Consider the following 12,668-nt stretch of genomic DNA (forward strand, 5'->3'; position numbering starts at 1 on the left):
TCATTGAGGCGACGGGTCCCGTGGTTCTAGATCAACTACGGGGCTTTTGTCGTCTTCCTGATCGTTTTTCTTTGCCTCTCCGGCGGGATGAAATCAATTGAGTGGAGTCGGCGGAGTGCCGAGCATTTCGGGCGAAATAAGGGCGCTTGCGCCCGCGTCCGAAATGCTCGGCACGTAGCAGACGGAGCGAGATAGATTGAAACCGCGGAGAGGTGAAGAAAACGGGGAAACGGGCCGCGTAGCGGCTTCCCTTCGGCGGTGCTCCGTCACCGCTGCGCGGGCGGAGCTCGCGCCCCCGGAACGGGGATGCCGGGGAGTGTGAGGGGGTCGCCCCTCACGGGCCGGCCCGGAAGGCCGGCCCGCACCGCGCGGCTACCGGTCGGCGGGCTCGTAGCAGTTGGCGCAGTCGCACGGCCCGCCGGGGTTCTCCGTCCGCTCGACGGCCGCGATCTGCGCGGCCTGCTCCGCCGGGGAGAGCGCCTGCCACCCCTCATCCACCCGCCGGTTCGACTCGATGCGTGCCGCGCGCTCGTCCAGCGTCTCCGGGGTCGGGGTGAGGAAAGCGGCCAGGGCCGCGCCGGTGTCCTGCTTCTCGGCGGGGGTGAGGAACGCGATCAGCGCGGCGGCGTAGGCGGTGCCGTCGTCGGTGACCGGGAATCCGCCGGGGGCCCCTTCTCCGGGCAGGGTGAGCGTGTTGCGGATGTGCGCGAGGATCTCGGCGTCCGCGGCGGTCGCGTCGTCGTCGGACTCGGCGCGGCGGGTGTCGAGGATGAGGGCGAGCTGTTCGGCCGTGGCGCGGCCGGTGTCGGTGGGGGTCATGGTGTGGTCCTCTCAGCGGCTCATGAACGGGGCGACGCGGCGGATCGCTGCGCGGCGAGCGTGGGTGACGCAGTGGCGGAACGAGCCGCTGGTGATGCCGTGCAGCTCGTCGGAGTGCCACGCCTCCCAGACACCGGACTTGCGGCGGGTGACGAGCACGGAGGGCGTCGTCCTGGGGTCGGTGCCCACGACGCGGATGCTCACCGCGCGGGTGTTCGCGAGCGTGAGATAGGTCTTAGCCGTGGTCTGCAATTCGGTGGCGGTCTGCATGGTGTGGGTGCTCCCTCTGGCTGATCGTTTTTCTTTGCCTCTCCGGCGGGAAGAACCGTTTGAGTGGAGGCGGCGGAGTGACGCCCATTCCGGGCGAAATAAGGGAGCGCAGCGACCGCGTCCGGAATGGGTGGCGCGGAGCCGGTGGAGCGAAATAGGTTTGAACCGCGGAGAGGTGAAGAAAACGGGGAATCGGGCCGCGTAGCGGCCTCCCCTCGGCGGTGCTCCGTCACCGCTGCGCGGGCGGAGCTCGCGCCCCCGGAACGGGGATGCCGGGGAGTGTGAGGGGGTCGCCCCTCACGGGCCGGCCCGGAGGCCGGCCCTCGCCCGCTCAGCTCGCCGCGGCCGTCTCCGCGACAGCCTCGCGGGCCGCGCCGAGTTCCGCGGCGGTGCGGTGTCCTTGCACGTCGGCGTAGGCGACGGAGTAGGGGCGCGTCCCGGCGTTCCAGTCCAGCGCGACGGTCACGGTCTTGGGGTTTCCGCGGGTCACGACGCTCCACCCGTGCTTGTGCTTGATCGCGTCGCCCTTGGCGATCGTCTCGCGGCTGTAGATCGTGACCTGTCCGGCGGCGGCCTGCGCCTCGCGGACCTCCGACCAGTAGTCGCGCTGATCTTCGAGCTGCGCGCGCTCGGCGTGCAGCCGGTCGAGTCGGTCGCCGGTGGCGGGGGCGGTCGTCTCGATGTAGCCGCCGCCGAAGTTGTGCGAGCTGCCCTCGATCTTCCGCGTGTAGCCGCGAATGTCGGTATCGAGCCGGTCGATCCGGCGGGCAACCATTCCCGGCGCGTAGCGGGATTCGGTGGTGTGGGCGGCGACGTCGGCGCGGGCGCGGGCGCGGGTGGCCTCGCGGTCGGCCTCGACGCTGCGACCCATCGCGTTGTGGGCCTTCACGATCGCGTTACGGTGCCGCGTCTCGGAGTGGTGGCCGATCTTGATCGGCTCGCCACCCTCCGGGAGCCGATCGAACGCGCGGCGCGCGGCCGCGTCGGCGGTGTCGGCATCCGCTGCTCGCCGGTCGGCCTTCGCGTCGAGCGCGTCGACGCGGGCCGCCTGACGCTCGATGGTCGCCGCCTCCGCCTCGGCAGTCGGGCGGAACGTCTCTTCGGCCTCGATGGTGACCTCGTGTCCGGCGTCGCGCAGGGCGGTCGCGGCGCGGTTGATGGTCCACCACTTCGGCAGGCGGTCCCGGGACTGCGGGACGTACCAGGCGCCGATGGAGCGACCCCAGCGCCAGCCGGACGCCTTCAGGATCTCGGCGGTGCCGTCCCCGCGGCTGGTGCCCTCGATGAGGGTTCCGGCCTCGGGGGTGTGGGTGATGGTGAGCATGCTCTGTCTCCTTCTCGTCTCGGGGGTTCAGTCGTTGTCGCGGTAGTCGGCGGGCGTCTCGCTGCGGTCGTGCAGCGCGTACGCGGCCGGGAACAGGTCGAGCGCTCGCGCGACGTCGACCGGAACGACGACGTAGGCGCCGGAAGCCATGTAGCCGATCCGGCCCTCCCCCACGGGCTCGACGGGCTCGAAGTGCTGCAGCGTCACCCCGGCGACCGCTCCGCTGCGGGTGACCAGGTGCACGGCAGGGGTCTGCTCGGTCACCGGGTCGCGGCCACCGGCGCCGACGATGACCACCTGACGGGCGGTCCGGCTGATGCCCTCCGTCCCGGGTCCGTGGTACTCGCTCTTGATGACCTCGGTACGGGTGCCGCGCTGCTGAGTCATGGTGTGTCTCCCTCTGGCTGATCGTTTTTCTTTGCCTCTCCGGCGGGAAGAACCGTTTGAGTGGAGGCGGCGCAGTGACGCCGCTATCGGGCGAAATAAGCCCGCAGGGCGCGTCCGATAGCGGTGGCACGTAGCCGGTGGAGCGAAATAGGTTGAGACCGCGGAGAGGTGAAGAAAACGGGGAAACGGGCCGCGTAGCGGCCTCCTACCGGCGGTGCTCCGTCACCGCTGCGCGAGTGCAGCTCGCGCTCCCCGGAACGGGGAATGTCGGGGAGTGTGAGGGGGTCGCCCCTCACGGGCCGGCCCGAAGGCCGGCCCGCCGCCTCTCAGCTCTCGTCGTCGCTCTCGTCGTCGTCGGCGTCGAGGATCGCGGCGATGCGGTGCGCGGTGGTGAGTACCCGCGCGGCCGTCTCGCGGATCGTGTCGGCCTTGCAGTCGCTCCACGTCGCGACGTAGCCGACGCTGTAGGCGCTGGTGTCGAATCCGACGAGCCCGGCGACGACGAACGCGACGGACTCGGCTTCCGTCTCCATCAGCCCTCGGTGCTGCGCGTACTCCTCCAGGTCATCGACGTGACCCATCAGCACGTGCGCGGCCTCGTGGATCAGGGTCTTTGCGGCCTGCTCCGGCGACAGGCTGGAATCCACGACGACCGTGCGCTCCTCGGGGGCGGCGTAGCCGTTCGTTCCCTGCGGCAGCGGGCGGCGCTCGACCGTCCACCCCTCGGCCTCGAGAGAGGCCGTCAGCGGCGCAATGACGCCGTGATCGTGCTCCCCGGTGAGCAACTGCGCGATGTCGCGGGGATCCTCGGCGCCCTCCATCAGGTCGGTCTGCTCGATCGCGAACACGGACACGAGCGGGTAGTACGTCTGGACCTTCTGCCCCGTCTCGTCGGTGCTGGTCGTGGTGCCCTCCTCGGCCTCCTCGTCGGCGGCGATCTTCCGCTGAGCGAAGCCGAAAATCTTGATCGCCTTCTCGCCCTTGCGTACCTGGCGGCCCTTGGCCTGCCACGCGCGGAACCCGGCGACGGCGGAGGCGTCGGGGCGCTGAGCGAGGATCAGCAGCAGGTTGCCCAGGCTGTAGCGGTGGAACGAGGACGCGAACGAGAGGAACCGGCGCCACTGGTCGGAGTCGCGCAGCGCCTCGACCTGCTCGGCGATGCTCTCGTGCAGCGCGGCGGCCTGCTCGCGGCGCTCCTCCGGCGTGGTCCGCGGTGCGCGCTTCTTGGCGGCGGTCTTGCGGGCGGTGGTCGTGCTGGTCATGGCGATTCTCCCTGTGCGAGGATCGACGCGACGGGTCCCGTGGTTCTAGATCAACTACGGGGCTTTCGTCTTGTCTGATCGTTTTTTTGTGCCTCTCCGGCGGGAAGAACCGTTTGAGTGGAGGCGGCGGAGTGACGCCTATTCCGAACGAAATAAGGGAGCGCAGCGACCGCGTTCGGAATAGGTGGCACGTAGCCGCTGGAGCGAAATAGGTTTGTACCGCGGAGAGGAACAAAAAACCTCGAAGCAGCGCCGCGCAGCGGCTCCCGGTCGCCGCAGGCGATGTGCGCGAAGCGCACCCCGCCCCGCGGAACACCGGGGAGGGTGAGGGGCCGGCCCCTCACGGGTCGGCACCGCCGGCCCTCCCCCACCTCCCGACCGCGACATGCTGACTTGTAAACATGCCTACAAGTCAGCACGCGCGGCCGGTGTGGGTCACAGGCACCAGTCCTCGGACCAACCGGAGGGCGGGACTACAGCGTGCGCCTCGCCGGTCCAGTGGAGGTAGTAGAGCGTGCTGCCGTAGTCGTGATCCCCCGCGGTGACGTCCATCTGGCGGTTCTCCACGTCCGGCTCCGCGCTGTTCCACCGGGTCGAGACGTCCACCGCGCGGAGTTCCCCGGAGTCGGTCACGAGCGTCTGGCAGACGGGGCACCGGAGCGCTTCGTACGTCTCGCCGTCGTCGGTCACCGTCTCGATCAGCAGCTCGGGGGCCGCTGCCCACACCTGCTGGTGCAGCTCCTCGATCGTGGCGAGCAGCGCCTCCGCGCGGCTCCCCGGCGTCTCCTGCGTGGTGGTGGCGTCGAGTTCGGTATCGACAGTCATCGGCGTGGACTGCATGATGTGGCGCTCCCTTGTCTGATCGTTTTTTTGTGCCTCTCCGGCGGGAAGAACCGTTTGAGTGGAGGCGTCGCAGTGACGCCTATTCCGGGCGAGATAAGGGAGCCTGCGACCGCGCCCGGAATAGGTTGCACGGAGACGACGGAGCGAAATAGGTTTGTACCGCGGAGAGGAACAAAAAACCTCGAAGCAGTGCCGCGCAGCGGCTCCCGGTCGCCGCAGGCGATGTGCGCGAAGCGCACCCCGCGCCTCGAGCGGAACACCGGGGAGGGTGAGGGGCCGGCCCCTCACGGGACGGCACCGCCGGCCCTCCCCCGCCGAGAGCTGAGAGCCGCTGTCGGCGCCGGATGGGACGATGGAGGCATGTGGGAGCTGGCACACCGGACGCGCGCGGAATCGGCATCAACGGTGGTGCGCAGTAGCGCGGCGACGAGCGCCGCGGCGATCGTGGAAGTGCGCGCAGCGATCCCGGAGGATCACGTCATCCTCTACGTGCTCCGCGTCAAGAACTGAGCGGGCGCTCTACTCCGCGGCGCTGCGGCGGGGTGCGCGTTGGGTGGTTGTGGTGACGACGGCGGTCGCGCGGGTGAGGTTGGGGCCGATGGCGTCGGCTTCGAGGACGCGGCCGGTGCGGCGGTTCTCGCCTTCGCCCCAGGCGACGGTGCGCTCGTAGCCGACGACGATCACGGCGTCTCCCTTGTGGAGGGAGGCGAGGACGTGCTCGCCGAGTTCGAACTTCGCTTCCACGTAGTGCGTGGTCGGGGCGTCGTGCGGGGTCCACTCCCCCGCGCGGTATTCGCCGGTGTTCTCGATGACGCGCAGCTTCACGATCTGCACGCGGCCCGCCTGCACGGCCTCGGGGTCGGCGGCGAGGTTGCCGGTGATCGTCCTGGTGCTCATCTGTCGTCTCCTGCTCGTTCGGTTCGTGGGTCGTCCCGTCGACGTCGACGGGGATGCGCTTGGGGTGTTCTGCTCTGGTGCTTCGGTCTCGATACCCCAGGACGTGAGAGCGTCGCGTCGGGTGACCTCGACGGACGGCTCGGACAGCGCCCTGCGCTGTTCGAGCTCGGCGCGCGTCACGGCGTAGGCCGGGAGACGCCGCTCGTCGCCGTAGGCGAGGCGGTAGTACCGATCGGCCTCGTTCTCCGCCCAGTCGACCTCGCCCTGCCGGTCCGCGCGCCCGGCGAGATACCCTGCCCGGTACTCGTCGCTCTCGACGTTCGGGCCGGTCACGCTGCGTGCTTCTCGATGAGGTCCGGGCGGAAGCCCGACCAGTGGTCCTCGTCGCTCGCGACGACCACCGGGGCGGCGGAGTAGCCCAGCTCCTCCGTGACGTAGGCGAGCGCTGCGGGGTTCGTCGTGACGTCGACAGTCGTGTACTCGATGCCCTTCGCGTCGAGGGCTCGGTAGGTCGCGGTGCACTGCACGCACGAGGGCTTCGAGTAGACGGTCAGAGCCATGAGGAATCTTCCAGATAGAACTCCATGTGCGCTTCGAACTCCTCGCGCTTCTCCTCGGCGCAGTGCGCGTGGATCCACCACCCGGCCGCGTCGCGGTCACCGGCCTTGTCGAGCATCTGCGCGATCACGTTGACCTTCTCGCAGGAGAGAGTGGGCGAGACGGTCATCGCCACGCGGAAATTCGCGAGGGCCGCGGTGTAGGTAGCGCCCGCGGTGAGGAACGCGGTCACCGCCTCGTCGTAGGCGGCCGCAGCCGCGAGATAGATTGTCACGGCGTCGGCCTTCGGCTGCTCGGTCATCGCTTCGCTCCTTCCGGGGTGTGCGCGTCGCCCTCGTCGTCGTCGGTCGCGTGCTCCGCGATCCACAGGTCGGCGGCCTCGTCTCGTCCGAATGCTCGCAGGAGTCCGGCCAACGCGTCGACCTCGCAGCAGCTCATCCGGACGGCCAGATCGTCGGCGGTGTCCCCGTGGGAGAACACGGACACGAACTCGGCCACCGCCTCCGGGAGGGTCGGTGTCTGCGGTTCGGTGGTGGCGGTGTCGGTCATGGTGAAGTCCTCTCGTCGTCGGGTCCCGGGCGGTGGTCCTGCCCTGCCCCTCCCCCTCGTTTTTTTGCCGTGATTCTCAATCAGATTTGTCAAGCCAGCGGGGGTGGTCTGGCCGGATCGTTCTTCCTTCTCTCCCAGCGTTTTTTTGCCTGGAAGGCACGTAGTGCCGAGCAGGGTCGGAGGTGGGAGCGCAACCCGGAGGGCGGCGGAGGAGAGGTTGTCGGCGCGATGGGAGGGAGCGCAGCGACCGCGTGCCGAGAACCTCGGAGGAGCCGGCCGCGCAGCGGCTTGCGTGGACGCCGGAGGCCCGTACGCTGCCGAAGGCTTCCAGGCAAAAATTCGCGCAGCGCACGACACCGCGCCGGCCTGAGGTCGGCGTCCGCTTGTTCGCGATCTGATGCGCGGAATTGCGGCCGCTCGAAACGGTCCCGACGCTGGACGTCCTAGCGACCGCTCTGCAAGGCAGAGTACAGTTGCTCTACACCACAGAGTGATCGGAGCATCATGTCGCTGACTCGCACGCCCTTAGAAGAACGGGTCCGAGACGCGCGGCACGTGTCATCACTTCCGCTGATCGTCTCCGGCGTCGGAGTGGTAACAGCCGGACTGCTGCCCCTGGCCGGTTCGACGCTGTTCACCGTCGGCTTCCTGATTCCTGCCTTCACGAGCATCGCTCTCTGGATCGTGCTGAGGGCTACTGCTGCTCACGCAGGTGTGGGAATGGGGCGCGAGCGCATGGGGCCGATCGCGGCCGTCATCGCCGCAATCTCGATCTTGACGTTTCTGCCCACGATGTTCGCCGGTCCGGCCTTTCTTGTTGAGTTCGTCGGTCCGGCGTTTCTTGTCGGGGTGCTCCTGTTCGCGATCGGTTGGCGACTCGAAAATCGCAGCCAGTGGCTTGCTGGCCTCGGGGTGGCAGTAGTTTCCCCCTTCCTCTTCAACAGCTTCTTGCAGGACGCTGCCCCCGAGAGCGGGTTGATCCTGGGTGCTTCCTACGGTTCCACGCCTTTGTCAATCGATGGCGTCGTTCTCACGATCGCCGGCATCACCCTCGTCGTTCTGGGTATTACTGCTTTCCGGCAGGAGACGGGACGTGCCCGTGGCACCAGGCGCTGAGGAGTCGACCGACGACGAGTTCGCGTCCTTGGACGATGCCGTCCACCAACGAACGCGTCTTGCGATTTTGACCATCCTTCACGAGGCCGGCGAAGCCGACTTCCGGTTCCTGCGCACCACCCTCGACCTCACCGACGGCAACCTTGGACGACACCTCGAAGTCCTACTCAGGGCCGGTCACATCACCACACGACGGGGCTACGACGGCCGCCGAGCCAAGAACTGGGTCGCTCTCACTCCTCAGGGCACCGCCGCCCTCAGCATCGAAGTCGAAGCACTGCGCGCGATTGTCGCGCGCGTCGATCGCGCGCAGAATCCCTGACCAGGATTACCCCGCAGCGAGGTGGTTCACCACGAGTGACGGTTGCCGATGCCCTCCCACGGATTCCCGCCAGCACCGAGACCACGAGCCGCCGACCCATCTGCGATCGTCCCTGACGCGAACGCGGCGGGCTCTGCGCCTGTGGGGTGATAGCTGGTCTGGTCGCGGAAAATTGCCCAGATGACGTTGATGCGGCGTCGGGCGAGTGCGATCAGTGCCTGCTTGTGCGACTTGCCCTCGCCACGTTTTCGCTCGTAAAACGAGCGAGAGACCGGGCAGTTCCTCGACGCGATGAACGCCGCTTGGAAGCAGGCGTTCAACAGCCGCCGGTCGTAGCGCCGTGGCCGGTGGTGGTTGCCGGAGATCTTCCCGGAGTCGCGCGGCACGGGAGCGAGGCCCGCGAAGCTGGCCAGCCGGTCGGGCGTCTCGAATGCGGCGAGGTCAGTACCGGTTGCGGCGAGGAAGTCCGCGGCGAGCCTGCGCCCGAATCCGGGGAGCGACACGAGCAGATCCGCAGAACTGCTGTCCTGTAGAACGGCGTCGATCTCGGCCTCGAGCTCGGCGAGTTCGTCGCGGATGCGGAGCAGATCGCGGGCGGACCGGCTCACCAGCCGGGCCGCGGCATCCTCCCCCGCGACGACCGAGGTCTGCTCGCGCGCGGCTTCCACCGCCGTCTTAGCGACGGCCGCGGACTTCCAACAGCCCTGCCCCTTCAACCACGACGCCAGACGGCTCTCCCCCGTCCGCCTGATCGCGGACGGCGTCGCGTACCGGGTGAGCAGCACCAGAGGTCCCCTGGTCGTCGCGTAGTTGAACGCTCCCTCGAGTGACGGGAAGTAGTGGACCAGGATGGCGCGTAGCCGATTTACGGCGCGGGTGCGGTCGTGCACCAGGTCCTCGCGCCGGGCTGAGAGCAGGCGCAGCTCCGCGGTGACGTCGTCGGCCTGCCGCATCAGCGTCACGTCTCGTCGGGTCCGGGCCTGGTCGGCGATGATGACCGCGTCCTTCGCGTCCGTCTTTGCCTCGCCTCGGTAGGCGCCCGAGGCGTGATGAACGACCCGGCCCGAGATGTAGAACAGCGGCTGCGCGTGGGAGCTGAGCAGCGTCTGCAGCAGCCCCGTTCCGCCGTGGTTGAGGTCCGTCGCCCACGCGACGTCGGTGCCACCCGGCAAGGAGGCGACGTCGCCCATCAGGGTCAGGATCGCTGACTCTCGGTTCTTGAAGCGCTGCGAGAGCAGCTTGGTTCCGTTGCCGTCGATGACGACGCAGTGGTGTTCGGTCTTGCCGGCGTCGATACCGGCCCAGAGTTGGGGCACGCAGGGTCCTTCCGTTGAGGGGTGCGGTGCGCCGTGAACGACCGTGCCGGCATGTCCTTACGGGGCGATCTGGTCGCGTTTCTCAATGAGCGGTCCTGCCGTTGCGGGGTCCCGGGCGGCTAATCACGGCATGCCATCGGGCGGCTGAAGGCGGTCAGCCATACCCAGGACCCCTGGCGCGTTCCGGAGCCTACAACTGCCCCGAATCCACGGAAATAACGGTAAGGAAGGCGGTTCTCCGCCTTAGCAACCGGAGGGCGCAGTGCAACCCGCAGGGCGGCGGTGGAGAGAGTTTCGGCGCGATGTGAGGGAGCGCAGCGACCGCGTGCCGAAAGTCTCGGAGGAGCCGGTGGCGCAGCCACTTGAACGGAGCCCGTAGGTAGCTACGACCGCAGCGAAGCGGAGGGAGCCGCCGAAGGCTTCACGGCAAAAAAGGGTGTGAGCCCGTAGGGCGACCAACGGCGGCCGGCGCAGCCGGGCGACCTCTAGGCGGTGCTCCGTCGCCGCTGCACGAGCGCAGCTCGCGCCTCCCGGAACGGGCTCCCCGGGGAGCGTGAGGGGCCCGCCCCTCACGGGCTACCTACCTATATAGGTAGGTAGCCCTCGCCCGTTCAGCTCGCGGCGGCCGTCTCGGTAGCGGCGGCTCGGGCTGCCTCGACCTCGGCGGCGGTGTGGTGTCCCTGCACGTCGGCGTAGGCGACTTTGTAGGGGCGGGTTCCGTCGTTCCAGTCGAGCGCGACGGTCACGCTCTTGGGGTTCACGCGGGTAACGACGTGCCAGCCGAAGCGGTGCTTGATCATGTCGCCCTTGGCGATCGTGTCGCGGCTGTGAATCGTGACCTGTCCGGCCGCGGCCTGCGCCTCGCGGACGGCGCTCCAGTAGTCGCGCTGGTCTTCGAGCTGCGCGCGCTGGGTGAGCAGCCGCTCCCGGTAGGCGCCGGTCGCGGGGGCGGTCGTCTCGATGTAACCGCCACCGAAGTTGTGCGAGCTGCCCTCGATCTTCCGCGTGCACCCGCGAATCTCGGTATCGAGCCGGTCGATCCGGCGGGCGACCATTCCCGGCGCGTAGCGGGATTCGGTGGTCCCGGCGGCGACGTCGGCGCGGGCTCGGGCGCGGGTGGCTTCACGGTCGGCCTCGACGCTGCGGCCCATCGCGTTGTGGGCCTTCTCGATCGCGTTGCGGTGCCGCGTCTCGGAGTGGTGGCCGATCTTGATCGGCTCGCCACCTTCCGGGAGCCGGTCGAACGCGCGGCGCGCGGCCGCGTCGGCGGTGTCGGCGTCCGCGGCGCGCCGGTCGGCCTTCGCGTCGAGCGCGTCGACGCGGGCGGCCTGGCGCTCGGTCTTGTCCGCCTCGGCCTCGGCGGTTGAGCGGAACGTCTCTTCGGCTTCGATCGTGACCTCGTGCCCGGCGTCGCGCAGGGCGGTCGCGGCGCGGTTGATGGTCCACCACTTCGGCAGGCGATCGCGGGACTGCGGGACGTACCAGGCGCCGATGGAGCGGCCCCAGCGCCAGCCGGACGCCTTCAGGATCTCGGCGGTGCCGTCGCCGCGGCTGGTGCCCTCGATGATCGTTCCGGCCTCGGGGGTGTGGGTGATGGTGAGCATGTCGGTTCTCCTTCTCGGTTCGGGGGGGGTCAGTCGTTGTCGCGGTAGTCGGCGGGCGTCTCGCTGCGGTCGTGCAGCGCATAGGCGGCCGGGAACAGGTCGAGCGCCCGCGCGACATCGACCGGAACGACGACGTAGGCCCCGGAGGCCATGTAGCCGATGCGATCCGCGGGCAGCGGCGCGACGGGCTCGAAGTGCTGCAACGTCACCCCGGCCACCGCGCGACCACCGCTGCGGGTGACCAGGCGCACGGCGGGCGTCTGCTCGGTCACCGGGTCGTTGCCGCCGGCGCCGACGATGACCACCTGACGAGCGGTCCGGCTGATGCCCTCCGCCCCGGGGCCGTGGTACTCGCTCTTGATGACCTCGGTACGGGTGCCGCGCTGCTGGCTCATGGTGTGTCTCCCTCTGGCTGATCGTTTTTCTTTGCCTCTCCGGCGGGGAAGACCGTTTGAGTGGAGGCGGCGGAGTGACGCCGATCACGGGCGAAATAAGCCCGCAGGGCGCGTCCGGGATCGGTGGCACGCAGCCGCTGGAGCGAAATAGGTTGAAACCGCGGAGAGGTGAAGAAAACGCAGGGGAATGGGCCGCGCAGCGGCCTCCCTTCCCCGGCATCGCCGGTGCCGCATCTAGCGGCCCCCGGAACGGGTAGCGGAAGAACGATCAGCAGCGCCCTACGGTGGGCGCATGCCTCCGCGACGCGCCCTCCGTCGCACGGATCGACGCCGGTTCTCGGGCCTGGTCTCACTCTCGGCCGTTGTGGCACTGCTCTCGGGATGCGTCGGTGACGTCCCCGGCCCTTCACCGACCTCGTCAGTCGTCTCCGCAGCGCGAGTGGATACCCGTCCGCTGTTCGATGAGGCGATGGCAGTGAGCATCACGCCGGGTGTGCGCGAGGTGGCGCGCGCGACAGAGGACTGGTGCTTCTCAGAGGGAGGAGGGAACCAGCTCTTCGGATCGGCGTCTGAGCTCTCGACCGTCTGTCTCTTCGGCGGCGGAATCGTGTTCGCTCTGAACGACACCGACCAGCAGGCGGCAGCCGCTGCCGTGGATGAGTTCCTCGCCACCAACGACATGTTCGGCCCGGGAGGAACGGTCGTTGACTCCCTCGTCGGGGTCGACCTAATGCAGGGCGGCGAACTCACCGGCGGCGGCGGGCGCAACCTCCCCGGGGGAGGTGCTCAGGGAGCGGCGACCGTGCGTTGGACACTCGTAGCCGCCTCCCGCCTCCAGGTCAGCGGCCTCCCGTTGTCTGAGGGGTTTAATCGCCAGTCCTACGAGGGAACGATCACGGAGTCGACTCCCGCAGAAGTGAGCGCGACGGGTGCCTCGTTCGTCCTGACCGTCCACATCTCCTGGCGGTACTTCTCGGGCAAGCGTGCCTAGCCTCTCTCCCCCGAT

The 12,668-nt window shown here is 68.9% G+C and carries 16 protein-coding genes; 3 read left to right on the forward strand and 13 right to left on the reverse strand.

Features of this window, described 5'->3' with window-relative positions; genetic code table 11:
* Positions 1-372: 372 nt before the first annotated feature.
* The 10 genes from C5D44_RS05815 to C5D44_RS05860 form a co-directional block, all read right to left on the reverse strand.
* Entirely contained in the window at positions 373-819 is a 447-nt protein-coding gene (locus tag C5D44_RS05815; RefSeq protein ID WP_104227123.1) for a hypothetical protein, read from the reverse strand.
* A 12-nt stretch (positions 820-831) separates the two neighbouring features.
* Positions 832-1,089, reverse strand: a complete 258-nt coding sequence (locus C5D44_RS05820; protein ID WP_104227122.1) for a hypothetical protein — start codon at positions 1,087-1,089, stop codon at positions 832-834.
* 331 nt (positions 1,090-1,420) lie between these two features.
* Positions 1,421-2,413: a DUF3560 domain-containing protein gene (locus tag C5D44_RS05825; RefSeq protein WP_104227121.1), complete on the reverse strand. Its 993-nt coding sequence runs from the start codon at positions 2,411-2,413 to the stop codon at positions 1,421-1,423.
* 27 nt (positions 2,414-2,440) lie between these two features.
* Positions 2,441-2,800 (reverse strand): hypothetical protein, encoded by a 360-nt coding sequence (locus C5D44_RS05830; protein WP_104227120.1) that lies wholly within the window; start codon positions 2,798-2,800, stop codon positions 2,441-2,443.
* 326 nt (positions 2,801-3,126) lie between these two features.
* Positions 3,127-4,062, reverse strand: a complete 936-nt coding sequence (locus C5D44_RS05835; protein WP_104227119.1) for an ArdC-like ssDNA-binding domain-containing protein — start codon at positions 4,060-4,062, stop codon at positions 3,127-3,129.
* Between the two features lie 435 nt (positions 4,063-4,497).
* Complete coding sequence (locus tag C5D44_RS05840) at positions 4,498-4,887, reverse strand: hypothetical protein (protein WP_146078845.1); 390 nt, start codon at positions 4,885-4,887, stop codon at positions 4,498-4,500.
* A gap of 537 nt (positions 4,888-5,424) precedes the next feature.
* Positions 5,425-6,135 (reverse strand): single-stranded DNA-binding protein, encoded by a 711-nt coding sequence (locus C5D44_RS05845; RefSeq protein WP_104227118.1) that lies wholly within the window; start codon positions 6,133-6,135, stop codon positions 5,425-5,427.
* Entirely contained in the window at positions 6,132-6,362 is a 231-nt protein-coding gene (nrdH, locus tag C5D44_RS05850; protein WP_104224209.1) for a glutaredoxin-like protein NrdH, read from the reverse strand. The genes C5D44_RS05845 and nrdH overlap by 4 nt, the downstream gene beginning before the upstream one ends.
* The gene (locus tag C5D44_RS05855) at positions 6,353-6,661 is read right to left on the reverse strand and encodes a hypothetical protein (RefSeq protein ID WP_104224210.1); all 309 of its coding nucleotides are present in this window, start codon (positions 6,659-6,661) and stop codon (positions 6,353-6,355) included. Before C5D44_RS05855 ends, nrdH begins: the two co-directional genes overlap by 10 nt.
* Complete coding sequence (locus C5D44_RS05860) at positions 6,658-6,909, reverse strand: hypothetical protein (RefSeq protein WP_104224211.1); 252 nt, start codon at positions 6,907-6,909, stop codon at positions 6,658-6,660. Before C5D44_RS05860 ends, C5D44_RS05855 begins: the two co-directional genes overlap by 4 nt.
* Before the next feature lie 504 nt (positions 6,910-7,413).
* Here C5D44_RS05860 and C5D44_RS17650 point away from each other — a divergent pair.
* Both C5D44_RS17650 and C5D44_RS05865 read left to right on the forward strand, forming a co-directional pair.
* Positions 7,414-8,025 (forward strand): hypothetical protein, encoded by a 612-nt coding sequence (locus C5D44_RS17650; protein ID WP_146078846.1) that lies wholly within the window; start codon positions 7,414-7,416, stop codon positions 8,023-8,025.
* Positions 8,026-8,053: 28 nt separating this feature from the next.
* On the forward strand, positions 8,054-8,347 hold the full coding sequence (locus C5D44_RS05865; RefSeq protein ID WP_258062327.1) for a transcriptional regulator: 294 nt from the start codon (positions 8,054-8,056) through the stop codon (positions 8,345-8,347).
* A gap of 26 nt (positions 8,348-8,373) precedes the next feature.
* On the opposite strand, the gene C5D44_RS05870 is transcribed toward C5D44_RS05865, so the two are convergent.
* The 3 genes from C5D44_RS05870 to C5D44_RS05880 all read right to left on the reverse strand — a co-directional run bounded on the left by C5D44_RS05870 (position 8,374) and on the right by C5D44_RS05880 (position 11,662).
* Positions 8,374-9,663 carry an IS110 family transposase gene (locus C5D44_RS05870; protein ID WP_258059506.1) on the reverse strand — a complete coding sequence of 430 codons (1,290 nt, stop codon included), beginning with the start codon at positions 9,661-9,663 and terminating at the stop codon, positions 8,374-8,376.
* Positions 9,664-10,274: 611 nt separating this feature from the next.
* Positions 10,275-11,267: a DUF3560 domain-containing protein gene (locus C5D44_RS05875; protein WP_104281097.1), complete on the reverse strand. Its 993-nt coding sequence runs from the start codon at positions 11,265-11,267 to the stop codon at positions 10,275-10,277.
* Positions 11,268-11,296: 29 nt separating this feature from the next.
* Positions 11,297-11,662 carry a hypothetical protein gene (locus C5D44_RS05880; protein WP_104281098.1) on the reverse strand — a complete coding sequence of 122 codons (366 nt, stop codon included), beginning with the start codon at positions 11,660-11,662 and terminating at the stop codon, positions 11,297-11,299.
* A gap of 469 nt (positions 11,663-12,131) precedes the next feature.
* Between C5D44_RS05880 and C5D44_RS05885 the strand changes: the two genes are divergently transcribed.
* Complete coding sequence (locus C5D44_RS05885) at positions 12,132-12,653, forward strand: hypothetical protein (RefSeq protein ID WP_104281099.1); 522 nt, start codon at positions 12,132-12,134, stop codon at positions 12,651-12,653.
* Positions 12,654-12,668 lie beyond the last annotated feature (15 nt).

This window comes from Rathayibacter sp. AY1B5, from assembly GCF_002932795.1.
GTDB lineage: Bacteria > Actinomycetota > Actinomycetes > Actinomycetales > Microbacteriaceae > Rathayibacter.

Bases quoted from the DNA above. Each gene is read 5' to 3' on its own strand.
- C5D44_RS05815 (WP_104227123.1), bottom strand. From the start codon at position 819: ATGACCCCCACCGACACCGGCCGCGCCACGGCCGAACAGCTCGCCCTC.
- C5D44_RS05820 (WP_104227122.1), bottom strand. From the start codon at position 1,089: ATGCAGACCGCCACCGAATTGCAGACCACGGCTAAGACCTATCTCACG.
- C5D44_RS05825 (WP_104227121.1), bottom strand. From the start codon at position 2,413: ATGCTCACCATCACCCACACCCCCGAGGCCGGAACCCTCATCGAGGGC.
- C5D44_RS05830 (WP_104227120.1), bottom strand. From the start codon at position 2,800: ATGACTCAGCAGCGCGGCACCCGTACCGAGGTCATCAAGAGCGAGTAC.
- C5D44_RS05835 (WP_104227119.1), bottom strand. From the start codon at position 4,062: ATGACCAGCACGACCACCGCCCGCAAGACCGCCGCCAAGAAGCGCGCA.
- C5D44_RS05840 (WP_146078845.1), bottom strand. From the start codon at position 4,887: ATGACTGTCGATACCGAACTCGACGCCACCACCACGCAGGAGACGCCG.
- nrdH (WP_104224209.1), bottom strand. From the start codon at position 6,362: ATGGCTCTGACCGTCTACTCGAAGCCCTCGTGCGTGCAGTGCACCGCG.
- C5D44_RS05855 (WP_104224210.1), bottom strand. From the start codon at position 6,661: ATGACCGAGCAGCCGAAGGCCGACGCCGTGACAATCTATCTCGCGGCT.
- C5D44_RS05860 (WP_104224211.1), bottom strand. From the start codon at position 6,909: ATGACCGACACCGCCACCACCGAACCGCAGACACCGACCCTCCCGGAG.
- C5D44_RS17650 (WP_146078846.1), top strand. From the start codon at position 7,414: ATGTCGCTGACTCGCACGCCCTTAGAAGAACGGGTCCGAGACGCGCGG.
- C5D44_RS05875 (WP_104281097.1), bottom strand. From the start codon at position 11,267: ATGCTCACCATCACCCACACCCCCGAGGCCGGAACGATCATCGAGGGC.
- C5D44_RS05880 (WP_104281098.1), bottom strand. From the start codon at position 11,662: ATGAGCCAGCAGCGCGGCACCCGTACCGAGGTCATCAAGAGCGAGTAC.
- C5D44_RS05885 (WP_104281099.1), top strand. From the start codon at position 12,132: ATGGCAGTGAGCATCACGCCGGGTGTGCGCGAGGTGGCGCGCGCGACA.